15 protein-coding genes are annotated in these 17512 nt (G+C 63.4%); 6 read left to right on the forward strand and 9 right to left on the reverse strand.

What is annotated here, in order from left to right:
* Positions 1–179: 179 nt before the first annotated feature.
* From P7F60_RS22570 to P7F60_RS22605, 8 genes are all read right to left on the reverse strand, one after another.
* On the reverse strand, positions 180–872 hold the full coding sequence (locus P7F60_RS22570; protein WP_277919948.1) for a Crp/Fnr family transcriptional regulator: 693 nt from the start codon (positions 870–872) through the stop codon (positions 180–182).
* 76 nt (positions 873–948) lie between these two features.
* Entirely contained in the window at positions 949–1944 is a 996-nt protein-coding gene (locus P7F60_RS22575; RefSeq protein WP_277919949.1) for an FAD:protein FMN transferase, read from the reverse strand.
* Positions 1945–2064: 120 nt separating this feature from the next.
* On the reverse strand, positions 2065–2586 hold the full coding sequence (locus P7F60_RS22580) for a nitrous oxide reductase accessory protein NosL (RefSeq protein WP_277919950.1): 522 nt from the start codon (positions 2584–2586) through the stop codon (positions 2065–2067).
* Entirely contained in the window at positions 2583–3413 is an 831-nt protein-coding gene (locus tag P7F60_RS22585; RefSeq protein ID WP_277919951.1) for an ABC transporter permease, read from the reverse strand. Before P7F60_RS22585 ends, P7F60_RS22580 begins: the two co-directional genes overlap by 4 nt.
* A complete protein-coding gene (locus P7F60_RS22590) occupies positions 3410–4318 on the reverse strand; it encodes an ABC transporter ATP-binding protein (protein ID WP_277919952.1) in 909 nt (302 codons plus the stop codon). Before P7F60_RS22590 ends, P7F60_RS22585 begins: the two co-directional genes overlap by 4 nt.
* Positions 4315–5805 (reverse strand): nitrous oxide reductase family maturation protein NosD, encoded by a 1491-nt coding sequence (locus P7F60_RS22595; protein ID WP_277919953.1) that lies wholly within the window; start codon positions 5803–5805, stop codon positions 4315–4317. Before P7F60_RS22595 ends, P7F60_RS22590 begins: the two co-directional genes overlap by 4 nt.
* On the reverse strand, positions 5721–7637 hold the full coding sequence (gene nosZ, locus P7F60_RS22600; RefSeq protein WP_277919954.1) for a TAT-dependent nitrous-oxide reductase: 1917 nt from the start codon (positions 7635–7637) through the stop codon (positions 5721–5723). The genes P7F60_RS22595 and nosZ overlap by 85 nt, the downstream gene beginning before the upstream one ends.
* Before the next feature lie 25 nt (positions 7638–7662).
* Positions 7663–9924, reverse strand: coding sequence for a regulatory protein NosR (locus tag P7F60_RS22605; protein ID WP_277920138.1), 2262 nt, complete (start codon positions 9922–9924; stop codon positions 7663–7665).
* A 365-nt stretch (positions 9925–10289) separates the two neighbouring features.
* Between P7F60_RS22605 and P7F60_RS22610 the strand changes: the two genes are divergently transcribed.
* Together P7F60_RS22610 and P7F60_RS22615 are read left to right on the forward strand one after the other, a co-directional pair.
* A complete protein-coding gene (locus tag P7F60_RS22610; RefSeq protein WP_277919955.1) occupies positions 10290–10511 on the forward strand; it encodes a hypothetical protein in 222 nt (73 codons plus the stop codon).
* A gap of 154 nt (positions 10512–10665) precedes the next feature.
* Entirely contained in the window at positions 10666–11007 is a 342-nt protein-coding gene (locus P7F60_RS22615; protein ID WP_277919956.1) for a DUF6665 family protein, read from the forward strand.
* A 173-nt stretch (positions 11008–11180) separates the two neighbouring features.
* On the opposite strand, the gene P7F60_RS22620 is transcribed toward P7F60_RS22615, so the two are convergent.
* Positions 11181–12071 (reverse strand): DUF4214 domain-containing protein, encoded by an 891-nt coding sequence (locus P7F60_RS22620; protein WP_277919957.1) that lies wholly within the window; start codon positions 12069–12071, stop codon positions 11181–11183.
* Between the two features lie 359 nt (positions 12072–12430).
* Here P7F60_RS22620 and P7F60_RS22625 point away from each other — a divergent pair, with 359 nt between their 5' ends.
* The 4 genes from P7F60_RS22625 to P7F60_RS22640 all read left to right on the forward strand — a co-directional run bounded on the left by P7F60_RS22625 (position 12431) and on the right by P7F60_RS22640 (position 17487).
* A complete protein-coding gene (locus P7F60_RS22625) occupies positions 12431–14662 on the forward strand; it encodes a hypothetical protein (protein ID WP_277919958.1) in 2232 nt (743 codons plus the stop codon).
* A gap of 2 nt (positions 14663–14664) precedes the next feature.
* Entirely contained in the window at positions 14665–15345 is a 681-nt protein-coding gene (locus P7F60_RS22630) for a response regulator transcription factor (RefSeq protein WP_277919959.1), read from the forward strand.
* Positions 15346–15490: 145 nt separating this feature from the next.
* Complete coding sequence (locus P7F60_RS22635) at positions 15491–16270, forward strand: pyrroline-5-carboxylate reductase (protein WP_277919960.1); 780 nt, start codon at positions 15491–15493, stop codon at positions 16268–16270.
* Between the two features lie 122 nt (positions 16271–16392).
* Positions 16393–17487, forward strand: coding sequence for an acyltransferase (locus tag P7F60_RS22640; protein ID WP_277919962.1), 1095 nt, complete (start codon positions 16393–16395; stop codon positions 17485–17487).
* The last annotated feature ends 25 nt before the right edge of the window (positions 17488–17512 follow it).

Consider the following 17512-nt stretch of genomic DNA (forward strand, 5'->3'; position numbering starts at 1 on the left):
CTTCGATCTCGGCGGAAAGCGCGGGGAAGGCCATCAGGGCCATGAAGCCGGCGGCTACGAGAGTACCGGTTGCGCGAGTAAGCATGTCAGTCTCCATTGGTTCAAGGACTGGCATGGGTGTACGCCCGGTGCGGCGCCCCCTCTTTGCGGGGGAACAAAGAGCGGGAAATATCCGGCGGTCAGTCGTTTTCCTCGCCCGCGAGACGGCGCAGCCCCGGCAGGTCGGTGATCACCAGAAGCTGGCGACCGCCCTTGACCAGCCCCTTCGTTTCCCAATGGCTGAGGATGCGCGAGACGGTATGTAGCGTCGTGCCGGTCATCTCGGCGATGTCCTGGCGCGAAACGGGAAAATCGATGCGGATTTCAGCGCCCGATATCACGCCCGCCTCCCGCGCCAGCCGGATGACGGCATGGGCGACGCGGCCCTCGACGTCATGCGTCGACATTTCCCGCAGTCGTTCGTGGGCGGCATCGAGACGCTGGCCGATCATCTGCATGGTGTTGATGGCGAGTGTCGGGCTGCGCTGCAGGATGTCGTGCATCATCGTCATCGGCCATGCCAGGGCGATGCTGTCCACGGCGGCGACCGGCGTGCCCGGATACTGGGTGCGGCCGATGGCCATCGCGACGCCGAACAGATCGCCCGGATTGACGACGCGCACGATGAATTGCTGGCCGTCGGCGGTGACCTGCAACACCTTCAACCGGCCCCGCAGCAGCAGGAAGAAATGCGTCGCATCCTCCCCTTGCTGGAAAACCGCCGCCCCTTTGGCGTAATTGCGCTGGACCGCATGGGTCAGCAATCTGTCCAGCGCCGGAGCGTCGAGCCCCTGGAAGATCGGCAGGACCTCGACGAGTTCACGATCAATCATGATGCGTCCCTGTTCCTCTCGCGTGAGCCGGGGTTTTAGGACGAGAATGCAGGCGATGCAAACGCTTGGTCGCGCTTCAGGCGGAAAGAACCAGCCTTTTCCCGTCGCGCTGGCGCAGATAGACGGTGATATTGTCCTGCGCCTTCACCACCCGGGCAATTTCGTCCGGCGGCATCAGGCTGAATGCCGTCGCCCAGGCATCGGCCCCAGCCGCATCCGGCGCGACGACGGTGAGATAGGCATAGAGCGAGGCGGAAAGGCCGGTTCTGGGATCGAGCAGATGATTGAAGCGTCCGCTGGCATCGAAACTGAAACCTTCGGCGCTCGATGTCGCCAGCGCCTTGCCGGCAAGATCGACGAATCGGTCGGGCGTTGCATCGCTTTCCAGCGTCGACAGGCCGACCCGCCAGGGGGTGCCGTCCGGCCGGGTGCCGAGCGCGCGATATTCGCCCATATCCACGAGGCTTTGCGTCAGGCCGTTCTCGGCCAGGAGAGCGGTGATGCGGTCGGTGATATAACCCTGAGCCACACCGTTAAGGGTCAACGCCATGCCCCGACGGGTGAAGGCGATGCGGTCGGCATTGGCGCGCAGCGCATCGAAACCCACCAGATCCAGCGCCTGCCGCATCTCCTCGGCAGCCGGCCCGGCCGGATCGGGGTCGCTGGCGGAAAAATGCCGGAAGAGGCATGTCCATAACGGCTGCACCGTCGGGTCGAACAGCCCGCCGCTTTCGCGGTGAATATCGCGGCAGCGGGCAAGCAGGTTCACCATTTCGGCGGACGGAGCGGCAAGGGCCCCGGTGCGGTTGAGCAAGGCGAGTTCGGAATCGGAACGAAACAGGCTGAAGATCGCCTCCAGCCGCTCGGTCTCGGCCTCGATGCGGCCGAAGAGCCGCCTAGCCTCCGCCTTGTCCGGATGGTTGAGGACGATCATTGCCGGCGCGCCCAGCGCAAAGCCGTGCCAGACTTGTGCGCCGTCTTCGGCGCGCACCGCGCGCGGCGGCAGCAGGCTCAGGCCAGCGAGCGCGGCGCTGATACCGATAAAGCGTCTGCGGGACATGCGGTCCACCATGATACATCTCCTTCAGAGCATTTTCAGCAAAACCACAAAACGCGGTCCCGCCTCCGCACATGCGGCAAAACAGGGGTGAGAGCGTTTTCGCCACTCAAGGAAAAGCGGGAACGCTCCAACTCAGGGCTGCTCTCCGGCGCTCGCCGTCTCGGCGCCGAGAATATAGTCCTGCGGCATCTCGCCGAAGGTGACGATGCGGCCGCCCTTCTCCGCCTGGAAGCTTTCCGCCGCCGAACGCTGCGAAAAGGGCACCGCCTCGCGCACGCCCATGCCGCCGACGGCGGCGCTTTCGATGACGTAGAAAGCCTTCCTGGCATCGATCCAGTTCTCGGCGCCGGGCTCTTCCCAGGTCGGGGCCTTGCCCATGTCGGAGACATAGATGGCGGCAATCGTCTTCGGCTCCTCCGGCAGCATGGTGAAGGCCAGCGTGTCGCGGGCGGACGAAAACCAGATCGCTTCGCGCACCGGATCGAGGATCACCTGCCCCTTGGGACCGGGATGCTCCAGCACGTTCATGCCGCAATAGCGGCCCATTGCCGTCTCGGTGAGCGCAAAGGGCGGCGGCACCGCCTTGTTTTCGGGAGAGCAGGCGGCGAGGCCAAGCGCGAAGGCCAGAACGGCAAGGGAAGCCAGGCGATTCATAGTTCCTTCCTCGAAAACAGCAGCATGGAGAGAATGAGCGGCAGCGCTGTCCACAGGACAAGCGCGCCGGCAAGCGTGCCGGGCCCAAGCGTGGCGTTGGCGGCGGCGCCACTCATGCCGGTCAGCGTTCCCGCCCCGCCGGCGCCGAAATTCAACAGGCGATAGGCATCGGTCGGATTGACGAGCAACAGCGCGTTCAGCGCGCCCGCGCCGATGGTGCGCCCCTGATCGACGACGAGAACGCCAAGCAGCGCCATGTCGTAGATCAACACGAACAGTAGCCAGACGCCGATGGCGACGCCCGCAGCTGTGGACCGTTCGCGCACCGTGACGCTGGCGAGAAAACCGATGGCGATGAACACCGCCCCGAGCAGCACCGAGGAGCCGATCAAGGACAGGAAGGCAAGCCAGCTAGCCGCATCGATGCTGGCCCCACTTGCCACCAGCGCCACGGCCGCCGCACCATATCCGGCGACGGTGGCGAAAGCGAGGATGACCAAGTGGCCGAGGAATTTGCCGAGCACCACCTGTCTGCGCCCGACCGGATAGCTCAAAAGCAGCAGCATGGTGCCGCGCTCCATCTCGCCGACGATGGCGTCATGGGAGATCAGCAGCGCGATGAGCGGAATGAGGAAAATCGTCAGGCTCGACAGGCTGACGATGACGACGTCGAGCCGCCCGCTGCCAATGCCAGAACCGGTCGGGGCATTGCCGAGGAAGGTGAGGCTGAGCGCCAAGGCCGCCAGCAGCAGCGTGGTCGCCAGCACCCAGCGATTGCGCAGGCCCTCCTGGATTTCCTTGAGCGCGATGACGCAGAGATTTTTCATTCCGCGGCCTCCTTGCGGGACAGGAAGTGGGCGTATAGCTCGTCCAGGGTCGGGACGATGACGTCGAGATCCGCGAGATTGCCGTTGGCGGCGACGATGCGGCGGATCAGTTCCATCTTGCCCTCCGGCGTCGTCTCGGTCTCGACGCTGCCGCCGCCAAGCGGCCGCCAGCGGATGCCGGCGATATCGGGCGGCGAACCGGCATCACGAAAACCGAGCCGCAGTCGCACCGGCAGCTTGGCGATGGCGCGCAGCGCCTCGATCGAACCGTCGGCGATGACGCGGCCGCGATCGGCGATGATGACGCGGTCCACCTGGCTCTCCAGTTCCGTCAAGGCATGGGAGGACATCAGGATCGTGGCGCCGGCGGCGCGCATGGCCTGCAACAGGTCGTAGAAATGCCGGCGCAGCGCCGGATCGAGACCGGTGGTCGGCTCGTCGAGCAGCAGCAGGGCCGGTTCTCCGAGCAGCGCCTGCGCGAGGCCCAGCCTTTGGCGCATGCCTTTGGAATAGGTGCCGACGCGGCGATGCGCGGCGTCCGCCAGGCCCACATGCTCCAGCAGGCGCGGAATGTCGCTCTTCGGCGCGCCCTTCAGACGGGCGTAGAAGGCGAGCGTTTCCGCCCCCGTCAGCGCCATGTTGAAGGAGACGTGCTCGGGCAGGTAGCCGAGTTTCCGGCGGGCGGCGAAGGCGCCGGCGGCGGGGTTCTCGCCGAGCACGCGCACGGAGCCGGCGGTCGGATGGATGAGGCCGAGCATCAGCTTGATCATCGTCGTCTTGCCGGCGCCGTTATGGCCGACCAGCGCAACGGTCTCGCCCGCCTTGAGGCTGTAGGACGCGTCGCGGATCGCCTCGACGCCGGCATAGGTCTTGGTGACCCCGGTGAGGCACACGGTTTCGCTCATGGTCGTTCCTTTCGCGGCGGCTGCATCAGGGGATGGCTGTCGACCACCCCGCCCGGCAGCAGCGCCGGAAACTGCGTCTGCGCCCAGCGGATGGTCTGGACGGCGGGACTGTTGACGAGGATTTTCGCCTGCGGCGCGGTCCACAACACCACGTCGACGAGATCGTTGGGACGATAGGGGCTGTCGGCGATGCCGTCGCCATCAAGGTCGAAGGCGGGGTTGTCGCTCCAGAAATTGCCGCGCCCGTCCACCGACCAGTCGAGATCGCGCGTGCCGACATATTTGACCTGGGTGCGATTGCCGATGAAGGCGTTGCCGCTCATCGCATTGCCTTCCGAGCCGGCGGTGAAATGAATGCCGATATTGCAGCCTTCGAACCGGTTGTCGGTGAAGCGGTTGCGGTTGGCATTGTAGATGAAGACGCATTTTTCCGGCCCGATCCGGTCGCTGCCGGGATCGGCTGTCTCGACCGTATCGACCGGCGCAGCCATGCCGGGCTCGGCCGCCTGCACGCCGGCATCCATCCAACGGCTGGCGGGCAGCAGGCGCCCGAGCACACGGTTGCCGCTGACGGTGGAATTGTTGGTATAGTTCATCAACAGACCGTGATCGCGGTCACCTTCCGAAAGATTGTCGAGCACCTTCAGGCGCTTGGTGTACATCAGCGCAAAACCGACGGAATTGTCGCGCGAGATGTTGCCGCTGACCTCGCTGTCGTCGGTATACATGTAATGCACGGCAAAGCGGACATGCTCCATCAGGTTGCCATGAAAGACATTGCGCTTGCTGGCATTGGTATAGATGCCGTCGCGACCGTAACGGATGACGTTGTCGAGCACCTTTGCGCCCGGCGCGTTCCAGATGGAAACGCCGCTGCCGGTCTCGGCCATGCGCACGCCACGCTTGCCGGTCACGGTATTGCCGCGCGCCACGGAATCGGCGGCCCCATGCAAGTAGATGCCGAAGAGATTGCCGGTCAGGACGTTGTTCTCGACGAGCGCCCCCGTCGCCGTCTGCGAAACGAAGATTCCGGAATTGAGATCGTAGAGATTGCCGCCGGAGCCGATGACTTCCAGGCCGCGCACCGTGCTGCCCGGTGCATTGACGGTAATCGTGTTTCCCCTGCCCTGGCCGTCGACGACCGCGCCCGGCGCCCCTTCCAGCGTCACACGCCGGTCGAGAACGAGCGGACCCGTGTACCGGCCGGGCGCGAGACTAATCGTATCGCCTTCAGCGGCGCTGGAGAGCGCCGCCTGCAGGTCGTCGCCCGGGCGGACGAGGGTTTCCCCGGCCAGAGCCGGGGAAACCGCGCCGCAGACACCGAGCCCGATGCGCAGGGCCAGCCGCATCCAGCCGCTGCGAAACGTCAGGCGCGATGTCGGGCGAAGACGCGGCATGGATGTCATGCCTCCTTCGGTTCCACGAGCATCCGGCCCTTCATCTCCATATGCATGGCATGGCAGAACCATGAGCAGTAATACCACCACACGCCGGGCTTCGACGCCTTGAAGGTGACCGATGCCGTCGCCTGCGGCGCCACTTCCATGTTGATGCCGTAGTTGATGATGGCGAAGCCGTGGGTCAGATCCTCGATCTCATCGATATTGGTGACGTAGACGGTCACTTCATCGCCCTGCTTGACGGTGAAATCGGTAAGGCCGAAGGCCGGCGCCGACGATGTCATGTAGACGCGCACCTTGTTGCCGTCGCGGACTACCTCGTTGGCTTCCATCAGGTCGAGGCCGTCCTTCTTGGCCTGTGCTACCGCATCGGCGAAGAATGGATCGTTGCGGTCCCAGAAATTCACCGGGTTGATCTTGGAACGGTGGACGATGGTCGCATCATGCGGCTCGGCAAAGCTCGGGCCGTCATGCACCACCACCATCTTGTCGCCGGAGATGTCGATGAGCTGATCGTTCTCCGGCTTCAGCGGCCCGACGTTGAGATAGCGGTCCTTGGAGAACTTGTTCAGCGAAATCAGCCATTTGCCGTCCGCTTCTTTGGTCTGGCCCATGGAGGTGTGGTTATGGCCCGGCTGATACTGCACGTCGAGCTTCTGGCGGATGGGGTTGACCTTCTCGCCCTTGAAGGCGCGCTTGGCGTCCTCGATGTTCCACTTGCAGACCTGGCTATCGATGAACAGGGTCGTATAGGCGTTGCCCTTGCCGTCATAGGCGGTATGCAGCGGCCCGAGTCCGAGTTCCGGCTCGGCGACGACGCAATCGCGCGGCTTGATCTTGTCGTCGAACAGGTCGTCGAACTTGCGCACGTCGAAGACGGTGACGGTCGGCGACAGCTTACCGTTGGCGACCACATGGATGCCGTCGGGCGCGGTGTTCATGCCGTGGGGGCTGTTGGCGACGGGGATGTAGCGGGTAAATTTCGAGCCGTGGCGACCGTCGACGACCGGCACGCCGTTCATCATCTTGATCTCGCCCTTGGCAACGGCCTCCTCGATCCGCTTCAGGTTGAAGATGACGATCCAGTCTTGCTCGCTGGACATCATCTCGGCCAGCGTCGTGCCTTCCTCGGAATTGTAGCAGGTGGCGAAGGCGTATTTGCCCTGATAGTCGGCATCGACATTGTCGAGATTGCCGTCGACCATAACCTGCCAGGCGATCTTCATGGTCTCGCCGTCAACGGCGGTGAAGATGGCGTGGTAGTTCTTGGTGTCGGTCAGGTTCTTGCCGTCATTGGGGATCGGCACGCGGTCCTCGCCGTTGCAGAAGACATAGCCGGTCTTCGGATATTTCTGCACGCGCAACCCGTGGACGGTGTGCTGGTTCGGAAGCTGGATGATCTTGTCGCATTTCATCACGTCGAGGCGAATACGGCAGACGCGGGTATTGGCCTTGTCGTTGGCGAAGAGATAGCGGCCGTCATAGGTACCGTCGGTAAATGACAGATGCGGATGGTGCAGGTCGCCGTTGTGGAAGGTGCCGCCGCGATCCGCCAGCAACTCCCGGTCTTCCGGCAGCAGGTTTTCGGTCAGCACCTTCAGGCTCTCGTTGGTCAGGCCCCAGCCGGTGGCGCTGTCGCGGTTGAATACCGGTATACGCATCAGCTCGCGCATTGACGGCAGGCCGACGATGCGGACCTCGCCGCTCTGCCCGCTGGAGAAGAAGGTGTAGTATTCGTCGAGTTCGCCGGGCTTCACCTCGGCGCTGTTGTGTTGATCCGCCGCCAGCGCCGGGGTCGCCGAGCCCGCCAGCATGGCGCCGCCGCCAATGCCGGTCGCACCGGCTGCGGCTGCCGCAAGCGCCGAGGTGCCGAGCAACTGGCGCCGGCTGAGGCGGTTCTTGGTGTCGTCTTCTGACATGGGTTTTCTCCTTGGTGTTGAATGTTCAGGAGGCCGGATCGGCTTGGCCGATGGGCTTTCCGTTGTGGGTGATGACGGGCATGGCCGGTCCGCGCGGGCTTGCGCCTTCCGGCTTCAGCGGTGCATTGCGGGCTTCGAATTTCTCGCGCTTGACACGCACCTGAATCATGTGCGGGCAGCGCTGGTCGTCGTGATAGAGTTCCTGGCAATGCATGCAGTAGATGCATTCGTTGACATTGATCTGGCCCTCGGGATGGATGGCCTCGACGGGACATTCCTTGGCGCAACGGTGGCAGGGCGAGCCGCATTCCGGCCAGCGCTTCAGCCATTCGAACATGCGGATGCGGCCGGGAATGGCCAGCGCCGCCCCGAGCGGGCAGAGATAGCGGCAATAGAAGCGCTCGATGAACAGCCCGGCCGCCAGCAGCGTCAATCCATAGATCACGAAGGGCCATTCGCGGGCGAATTTCAGGATGATGACCGTCTTGAACGGCTCGACTTCCGAAAACAGCTCCGCCAGCGCGACCGAATAGAGCGACAGGCCGAAAAGACCGAGGAAGATCATGTATTTGATCGGCCAAAGCCTCTCATGCAGGCCCCAGGGCAACTTCACCTGCGGCACCTTCAGCCACTGGGCGAGGTTGTTGCTCAGTTCCTGCAGGGCGCCGAACGGGCAGAGCCAGCCGCAGAATGGACCGCGCCCCCAGAACAGCAGGCCGGCGGCAACCGACCCCCAGAGAATGAAGGTCAATGGCGAGGTGAGGAAGAACTCCCAGTTGAAGCCGGTGATCAGCGAATTGATGAAGGTGAGGACGTTGACCACCGACAATTGCGTATTGGCATACAATCCGAGCCAGACGAGGACGAACAGCAGATAGCCGCGCCGCAGCCATTTGAAGAAACGTGGGCGCTTCACCAGGGTGTTCTGGAAAAAGAAGATGCCGACCAGGGTCACCGTGGCGGTGAGCGTCACCACGATATTGATCGTGTTCATCTGCCACATCTTCACCCAGAGCGGATTGTTCTCCCCCAGGAAATCCGGCAACGGGCCTTCGCCGACCGGCGGGATGGCGCGGGGCGCGTCGGGCAGCGGCGCGGCCGGTTTCGCGGCCGGCGGCGGCGCCACCTTTTCGGTCACGACAAAGCGATCGGGCAGGTTGTAGCCAAGATCATAGGTGACGTTCGCCTTTTCGCGCGCGCCAAAACCGCGCTGCACCAGCAATTGCAGGTCGAAAGGCTTGGTGACGTCGAAGGCAAAGCTGTCGGGGACGCGGAACAGGGCGATTTCGCGCAGTTTCGGCGCGCCGTCGGCCATGAGGTCGCCGATGCGGGTATGGTCCTTGTCGCGAAACCGCACGCCCTGGCCATCCTGCAGCAATTCGATGCGATCGAAGATGCCGCCGCGCACATAACCCGAGCCCTTGAAGGAATAGACGCCGTCGCCAGCCACCAGCAGCGCTTGTTGACCTGGCTTCAGGCGTTTGAGCATCTGGTCGTAAGCCGCCTGCCCCAGCAGGCTGCGGCCGATGGAGGGCACCGAGACGGGGGCAATATAGAGCTCGATGAATTCGTCCTGCGGATTGTCGCTCTCCGGCTGGCCGGCAGCTTCATTATGTCCGGCCGTGCGAAAGGCATCGGTGACCTCGCCGACATTGAGGCGAAGGCTGCGCACGGAACCATCGCCGGTCAGCGTCGCCCAGTCGGCGGTGTCGGTTTTGCTGAGATCGACCTTGCGGATTTCGGTCGGCAGGTTTTCCGCCGCCAGCGGCGTGCCCCCCAACCTGCCGCTGCGGATCAGCCCGACCGCCGAGCGCACGACGCTGTCGCCCATGACCAGCACGGTGACGGTGGCGCCGGAGACGATCTCCACCTGAGGCGGCTTGGTCGTGCCGGCGGCAACCGCTTGGAAATCGCTATTGATCAGCGAATTCAGCGCCGCGACCACCTTGGCCTGCGGGATGCCGATCAGCACGATCGGCTCCTTGTGGTCGAGCAGTTTGATGCCGCGGATGACGCCCTTGGGATCGATGCCGACGGCGATATGGATCGGCTTGCCGGAATAACCGACGGCGCTGGTGAAATCGGTGTTCAGGTAGACATAGCCGAGCCGCTCGCTGCCCTTGAAGACCGGCGCGATCGGCGGCTCACCCTCGGCCGGGCCGATACGGTCTGCACCCTGGAAGAACTCCTGCGGGGTCAGGGACGGCAGGTATTTTTCGAGCTGCGCGGCCCCCGCAGGCAGGTTCCCGCACCACAGCGCCGCGACCAGCACCAGAAACCGCGCCAGGGACCGGATCGTCCGGCCGGCATCGGAAGATTTCTGGCGCGGGGCGGCAATCGAAGATTTCACACATCACCTGCATCGGCCCCGATGGAATCGCGGAGCGCGTCTTTCGACCGGGAAAGTAGATGTTTGCCGGCCCAACTCTTTGCGCTAGCGCAAAGAACTGCCGGCAGAGTGTGGAAGCAAGATGCAAGCCACTGAAAAGAAATATAAATCGCCGATAGAATCCCGCACTCTGCCGGTCACAGGCTCATGAGCGAACAGCGGCCCTTCCGACGTCGGCCGGTTCGATGCGTGGACGGAAGCGGTTCGAATGGGCTACACCAGTCCGATCTTCTGTTTACACTCCAGCTCGAAAGACCACGAAAATGGATGAATCGACCGAGACGATGACGATTTCGAACCGCAGCGATTTTGCCCAATGGGCCATCGAGCGCGCCCGGGCGATCGTGGCCAATCAGGGCGGCGACTTTGCAGTGGCGGCGCGCGATCCCAGCGACGAACGCATCGCCGAGACCGCAAATGCGCTCGGCCAGGCAATCGTGGATGCCCTGCTCGAAGTGTTCGACGGCTTGATTTCGGGCGACTGAAAGTTTGTGCCATCCAAGCGCGACCTGCCGTGAAAATCAGCCGTTGGTCTCGATTTCACATTGAAATTGCCGCGCCTGCGACACACCTTACCGGCAGGAAACGCCGGATCGTTTGAAGAAAACGACGGTCGAGGCAGCCATGCGGAGAACGAGAATGACGGTTCGCCCACCGCGGAATTTTACTTCGTTCAACCTTACTGAAACCGGCCTCGGCATCCTGGAATATGAATTGATGTCCGAGCGGGCCAGCACGCTCGGGCGGCACGGGGTTTCGGTCGAGGCCGCGCTCGCGGCGCTTGCCGCAGGCGAGGCAAAGGAACTGGAAACCATCGAACAGGAGCGGCTCGTCGACAAGGCGGCGCAAGCCGTCTGGGCTTTTTTCATCCACCGGGAGGTATGCGGCCTGCGCAACGGCCGCGATGTCATCCAGCGCTACGGCATTCCGGGCAAGGTGCTGGCGCGCCTCGGCGCCAGCCCGCGCCACGGCAGCGATTAGGGTATCTTGTCTGACGCCGCAGCCGTCCTGCTTCGGCTGGACATGTTCGCTAGCCGGATCTGCCGATACCCGCCAGCGCCTTCCTGCGGCTCGTCTTTCCTAAAAAAAGGATCAGATCAGGATCAATGCCCCGCGGCGCCCGGAGCGCAGAACGCTCCGGGATACTTCCAGTGTCAGACGTACCAGATGCCGTCCTTGACGTCCGCGGAGACGAGGGACTGGATCTCGGCGCTTTCGGTGAAGGCCACGAAAACCTGGTCGCGCTGGGCACCGCTCGCCAGCGCATTGATCCAGTAATTCAGGCCTGGCGCATCCGGGGCGCGGTCGAAGATCTTGGTGTAGAGCGCGGACACGAAATCCGAATTCGAGAGCGTCTGGGCATTGCCGAAAATCGAGGTGAATTCATTCGAGGCAATGAAGTGCTTGGCAATGGTCGGCAGATCCGTCTGGCTGGAATCGAGCGCCTTGATCCAGTAGCCGAGGCCCTGCGCCTCGCCGGCGCGGCCGAAGGCTTCGTAGAGCCGGTAGACTTGTCCGGCATGGCCATCGGTGTCGAAGGCCAGGAAACCGTCCTTGAATTCGAGACGTTCGACGCCGACGCGCTCGAATTCATAGCCGGCGCCGACAACCGTCACCTTATGCGTCACCGGATCGTATTTGACGCTGACATCCGCAAACAGCTTTTCCAGCTTGGCGAAATCGATGTCGCCCGGCGCACCCGTGCCGGTACCGGTGCCCGGACCTGTCGGCGGCGCGGTCGTGCCGCCGTGGAATTCGGGAATATCGGCCAACGGCGTGCTTGCCGGATATTTGGCGAGCAGCGCATCGACGGAGTTCACGAATTCCGCCTTGCCGATGGAGAAAAGTTCCGGATTGGCCTTCAGCTCCTGCCGGGCCAGGTCGAGATTGGCTTCGAGTTCAGGCGTGAGCTGGTTGAAGGCGCGCATCAGCTCCTTGATCTTGTCGAAAAGCGCGTCGAAATCCGTGATGTTCAAGCCGGCCACGCCGGATTTTGCAAGTTGAATGAGTCCCGAGAGATCGCCGATCGTCAGTCCAGTCGTCATGTATTAGCCTCCTGTTTCGGCCGAATAGAAATGGCAGAGCCAGACCTGTCAATTTGGCGGTTAATAGTTTGATAGATAAACAACATTTCCTCACCCGTTCAGGTGAGGGAAATCCCTGCCCGAATGCAATACGCCGCGTTGGCACAGGCGCTGAACACAATTTCGGCACGCGACGATTGCCAAGGGGAAACAGGTCGTTAAACTGTTTCGGGCATGCGGCCGCCAGTGCGGAAAGCGGTTTCGCCGAGTGGGGATTTTGAACTTGACTTGCATCGAACCATGGCATGGCCGACGAACGGCGCCGGGCGCGGACCGGCGACGCAATGTCCTGCCCGTGACCGGGCGATGGCGCTAGCGCCATGGCGGGCTGGTCGCTGTCTCCGGCCTCGCGGCTGTTTCTCTGGCTCGTGTCGATCGCGTTGTCGATCTTTCTCGTCTTCGTCCTGGCCGTGCAGCAGAAGCGGACGGGACTCGACATCCCCATCGGCGCCCGCGCCGGCATCGATGGCGGCTACGTCGGCCGGATCGACGGCACTCCCGCATCGATCTTAGGCCTCTACGGCGTCGGAACGGACGTCGCGGCAATGTCCACGGCCGACGATTTCAGGGCTTTCGCGAGGCAGCGGCCGGATCGCGCCATCGCCTTCGAGGACGAGGATTTCATTGAAGAGCCGGACATGCTTCCCTCTTATACGGCCAGCAACCGGTTCTTCAACCGCCAAGGCTTGATGACGGCGCTGCTAAGCGAGGGTGGTTTCGGCGTCGTCTACGCTCGGCCCGGCGAGGCTGATACTGTCTCGAAGACGATTCTGACCGTCGAGCCCCGGACGCCGGCGGACCTCGATCCCGATTTCTGGCTGCAGATTGGTGCGGCCTTCTGCATTCTGCTCGTCGCTGCCTTTCTGGTGACGTTGCGATCCGGAAACGGGCCCGCCGCCGCCTTTGCGGTTTCGGGACTGGGCGCGGCCGGCGCGGCATTGGCGGCGGCGGTCTACAGCACCCGCGATCTCGCCCTCCCGCCGGATCTGTTTCACATTTTGTCACTGCTGAACCAGAGCAGCACTTTTCTATTCGGCATCGGGGCGATCTATCTGTTCGCTGTCTATCCGGTGCGGCTGCTCGGCTGGAAATATCTCTGGCCCGTTCCGTTGTTCTGCTACCTGCACATGGCGGCCTATCGGCTGGAGCTACTGCCACATGCGCTCGCCACGCCGCATAATAGCGTCGTCATTCTGCTGGTCGGTATCGTCGTGCTGGTCGCATGGCAGTATTGCGCCACACGCGCCAATCCCGCCGACCGGGCGGTGATGCTTTGGCTCGGTGTCTCGGTGCTGCTTGGCGCAGGATCCTTCGTGCTGTTCGTGACCGTGCCGGTCGTGCTCGGCATCGAAGTGGTGATCTCGCAGAGCGCCGCCTTCGTTCCGCTGGCGGCCATCTATGCGGCGACGGCAATCGGCATCATGCGGTATCGGCTGTTCGATCTCGGGCGCTGGGCCTATCGACTGATGTTCTATGTGGCGGTGATCGTCGCCGTTCTGACGGCCGATCTGGCCATCGCCTACCTGCTCAGCCTGTCGCCGACGCATTCGCTGGGACTGGCGGTGCTGGCGGCCGGCATTCTCTATATCGCCGGGCGCGATCTGGCGCTGCGCCGTGTGCTGCAGGAGCGGCCGCCGGAACTGGCGAAACTCTACCACCAGACCAATGCCGTCGCCTTTCAGGCGACCGCCGCAGCCAAGCAGGAAAGCTGGATCGCGGTCATCGAGGACCACTTCGAGCCTTCCCACCGCGAAACGATCGCCAGTACCGAAGGCTCCGCCCCACGACTTCTCGACGAAGGCCTGGGGCTTGAAATCCCGCCCTACTCCTGGTCGACCGGGCTGCGCCTGCGGCTTGCCGGCGGCGGCGGGCGGCTGTTCGACAATCGCGACCTGGCGCTGGTGATGCAGCTCGCTAGCCTGGTTGAATCGGCCGAGCGGGATCGCCTGTCCTATGAGCAGGGCGTGATCGAGGAGCGACGGCGCATCGCCATGGATCTGCATGACGATGTCGGCGCGCATCTGCTTTCAGGCCTGCATGCGCGCAACGAGACGCATCGGCAGGAGGCGATCATCGATGCGCTTTCCGATATCCGCCAGATCGCCAGCGGACTCTCGGGCCGACAGGTCGTGCTGTCAGAATTCATCGGCCATCTGCGTCACGAGACGCGCAACCGGGTGGAGCAGCACGGCTTCACGCTCACCTGGCCGCTGGGAAATGCCGACGATTCCGAACGCATCCTGCCCTATCATACCCATCGCAATTTCAATGCCGTGCATCGTGAGGCGCTGTCGAACGCATTGAAGCATGGGAGTCCCGGCGAAATCCGCATCAGCACGCAGGAGCGTCTCGGCGAGTTGGTCCACGAGATCGTCAATCCCGCCGGCAGACCGGACGAGGCCGATCCGCATCGCGCCGGCACTCGCCTCGGCTCCGGCAATATCCGCCAGCGCATGACACAACTGGACGGCGACTTGGCCGTGCGCTGGGCGGACGGTTTCTACACGTTGCGGGTCACGCTGCCGCTCGAACCGCAAAAGGTGGGAGGCTGATCATGGATGCCACGCCGATGCACACCGTTCTCGTGCTGGAGGACAACCGCGAAACGCGGCAATGGATTTGCGAAACCCTGCGCCTGCATTTCCAGGGAGCCAGGGCGCTTGCTGCCGCCACCTGCGCTGAGGCGGAGGCGCTGCTGGCGAAGGCGCAGGCCAGCGGCCAGTCCATCGATCTCGCCCTGATCGACATCAACCTGCCCGATGGCAACGGCATCGACGTCATCCAGACCATCGCCCGCAATTTCCCGGGCACGATGCCGGTGGTGGTCACCATCTTCGACGACGACCAGACGCTGTTCAACGCGCTGGCGGCGGGGGCGCGCGGCTATGTGCTGAAAGGCGTTCGCACCGAAAACCTCATCGAACAGTTGCGCCGCATCCAGCGCGACGAACCGCCGATCTCGCCGCAGATCGCCCACCGTATCCTCGCCTATTTCCGCGGCAAGCTGCCGAACACGCCGGTCACCGATGAGGAGGAGCGCGCCGACCGCCTGACCAGGCGCGAGGTGGAAATTCTGCGCCTGCTCGGCAAGGGCCTGACGGCTGCGGATATCGGCGTGGCCCTCGGCATCACCCGCAATACCTGTTCCACCCATATCCGGGCGATCTATCGCAAGCTCGGCATCTCGACACGGGCTGAGGCAGCACTCGAGGCGAACCGGCGCGGCCTGGTCTAAAAGGCCTCGCGATCTTTCAGGACAGCCGCTTGCGCTGTAGAGCCTTGATTTTTCGCATGTCGTTGTCGAAAAGCGCTGCATACTTTTGCGCGACATGTTTTAGCATGTCTATTTTTGGCTTCTCGCACAACAAGGCGGATTTCTCATGCTTGCAACTGGACCCATCGGCTTCATCGGCACCGGTGCGATCACGGAGGCGATGGTGCGCGGCCTGCTGGCGCCGATGCCGGTCGTCGAAACCGTGATCGTCTCGCCCCGCAATGCCGCGATCGCCGCACGGCTGGCGGCGGATTTTCCGGGCGTGCGCATCGCCGGCGACAACCAGGCGATTGTCGAAGCCTGCCAGACGCTGGTGCTGGCGGTACGGCCGCAGATCGCCGAGGAAGTAATCCGGCCATTGCAATTCCGGGACGGGCAAAGTGTCATCAGCGTTATCGCCGCCACGGACCGCGACCGGCTGTTGTCATGGATCGGCGCCGATGTGAGGCTGACGCAGGCCATTCCGTTGCCCTTCGTCGCCCGCCGCGCCGGCGTCACCGCCATTTATCCGCCCGATGCGCTGACGGCAGCGCTGTTTACGGCCATGGGGACGACCGTGGAATGCGAAACCCGGCAGGAATACGATCTGCTGGCGGCGGCAAGCGCGGTGATGGCCAGCTATTTCGGCATCATGCACCGCACCAACGAGTGGCTGGCCGACCATGGCCTTGCCGAGCAGAAAGGCCGTGCCTATGTCGCGCCGCTGTTTGCCGAACTCTCCCGCTCCGCCGTCGCCGCCGTCGATACGCCTTTCATCGATCTCAGCCGCGAATACGCCACCAAGGGCGGCCTCAACGAGCAGGTTTTCAACGATTTCGAAACCCATGGCGGCACCGCTGCGCTGCGCACGGCGCTCGACCGGGTGCTGGCGCGCATCACCGGATGAATATCGCGATGCCGATGTCCGAAATCAGGAAGATTTGCATTGCCAGCCGCCCGGCCTGCCGCCCATGATGCGTCAGGTCGGGGCGCTGCTTCGGCCTGTTCCGGTTCGCGTCAGGAAGGGTCATGCAGAGATTCGATGGTTTGGAAGGCGCCCGCGGCTGGCTCGCTTGGACGGTCGTCGTCACGCATATCCTGCAATTGACCCAGATCACCAACGAATATCCGATCCTGCTGCCGTTGCGCGATCTTGGCGATACCGCCGTGCAGGTGTTCATCATCCTCAGCGGTTTCGTGATCTGCCACCTGATCCTCGAAAAGCGCGAACCCTACCGCGCGTATCTGATCCGGCGCTTCATGCGCATCTATCCCGTCTACTTCGTTTGCCTGGCGCTTGGCATCGTCTCCACCTTCTGGTTCTTCGAGGTGCTGACCGCCTCGCCATGGGGGACATCGCTGGCGGCCGGGCCGCATATGCATGCGCAGATCGCCAGCATGAAGGATGGCGGGCTCTACGCACATCTGCTGGCGCATGTCACCCTGCTGCATGGCGCAATCCCGACCAATATCCTCTACGAATCGCAATTCTTCTTCCTGTCGCCGGCCTGGAGCCTGTCGCTGGAGTGGCAGTTCTATCTGGTGGCGCCGCTGGTCATGGCGATGATCGCCAGGCCCGGCTCGCGCCTGCTTCTGGTTGCCATCGCGATTGCAGCGCAGGTCGCCTACGACCAGCGAATGTTCGGCGAATTCCAGTTGCCGAGTTTCCTGCCCGGAGCCGTGACGCTGTTCGCCACCGGCATCGTCAGCCGGCTGGCCACACCTTATCTGTTCGGAAAGGTTCCGTTTCCGGGGGCTGCCCTGCTGCTCTTCGGCGGGTTGCTGCTGGTCGCCGATGTCACGCAGATCCACTACGTGCTGTGGGCGGTGGTGATCGCCTCGGTCTGGGCGGGCGGACCGGAAGGAAAGCCGGCCGGGCTCGGCCGGCTGCTGGATGGCAAGGTGGCGCTGTGGTTCGGAGCACGCTCCTACAGCACCTATCTGGTGCATGTGCCGATCATCCAGGGTCTCATCTGTCTTTGCGCCGTCATCGGCTTTGACTATGCCTTGACCGTCGCCTTCACGGCGATCCTGACGCCGCCTGCGGTTTTGCTCGCTTCCGACCTGCTGCATCGGCTGGTCGAAAAACCGGGCATCGCGCTGGGGCGGCGCCTGGCGCGCTGAAGGCTCTCTCTTTTTGTTTTTACCG

Origin of the sequence: Rhizobium sp. YJ-22 (assembly GCF_029601685.1) — a bacterium.
Classification (GTDB): Bacteria; Pseudomonadota; Alphaproteobacteria; order Rhizobiales; family Rhizobiaceae; genus Metarhizobium.

What these genes read in the sequence shown, in the direction of transcription:
- P7F60_RS22610 (WP_277919955.1), top strand. Translation starts at nt 10,290, where the DNA reads ATGGATGAATCGACCGAGACGATGACGATTTCGAACCGCAGCGATTTT.
- P7F60_RS22575 (WP_277919949.1), bottom strand. Translation starts at nt 1,944, where the DNA reads ATGGTGGACCGCATGTCCCGCAGACGCTTTATCGGTATCAGCGCCGCG.
- P7F60_RS22620 (WP_277919957.1), bottom strand. Translation starts at nt 12,071, where the DNA reads ATGACGACTGGACTGACGATCGGCGATCTCTCGGGACTCATTCAACTT.
- P7F60_RS22590 (WP_277919952.1), bottom strand. Translation starts at nt 4,318, where the DNA reads ATGAGCGAAACCGTGTGCCTCACCGGGGTCACCAAGACCTATGCCGGC.
- P7F60_RS22635 (WP_277919960.1), top strand. Translation starts at nt 15,491, where the DNA reads ATGCTTGCAACTGGACCCATCGGCTTCATCGGCACCGGTGCGATCACG.
- P7F60_RS22640 (WP_277919962.1), top strand. Translation starts at nt 16,393, where the DNA reads ATGCAGAGATTCGATGGTTTGGAAGGCGCCCGCGGCTGGCTCGCTTGG.
- P7F60_RS22585 (WP_277919951.1), bottom strand. Translation starts at nt 3,413, where the DNA reads ATGAAAAATCTCTGCGTCATCGCGCTCAAGGAAATCCAGGAGGGCCTG.
- P7F60_RS22625 (WP_277919958.1), top strand. Translation starts at nt 12,431, where the DNA reads ATGGCGGGCTGGTCGCTGTCTCCGGCCTCGCGGCTGTTTCTCTGGCTC.
- P7F60_RS22615 (WP_277919956.1), top strand. Translation starts at nt 10,666, where the DNA reads ATGACGGTTCGCCCACCGCGGAATTTTACTTCGTTCAACCTTACTGAA.
- P7F60_RS22630 (WP_277919959.1), top strand. Translation starts at nt 14,665, where the DNA reads ATGGATGCCACGCCGATGCACACCGTTCTCGTGCTGGAGGACAACCGC.
- nosZ (WP_277919954.1), bottom strand. Translation starts at nt 7,637, where the DNA reads ATGTCAGAAGACGACACCAAGAACCGCCTCAGCCGGCGCCAGTTGCTC.
- P7F60_RS22570 (WP_277919948.1), bottom strand. Translation starts at nt 872, where the DNA reads ATGATTGATCGTGAACTCGTCGAGGTCCTGCCGATCTTCCAGGGGCTC.
- P7F60_RS22580 (WP_277919950.1), bottom strand. Translation starts at nt 2,586, where the DNA reads ATGAATCGCCTGGCTTCCCTTGCCGTTCTGGCCTTCGCGCTTGGCCTC.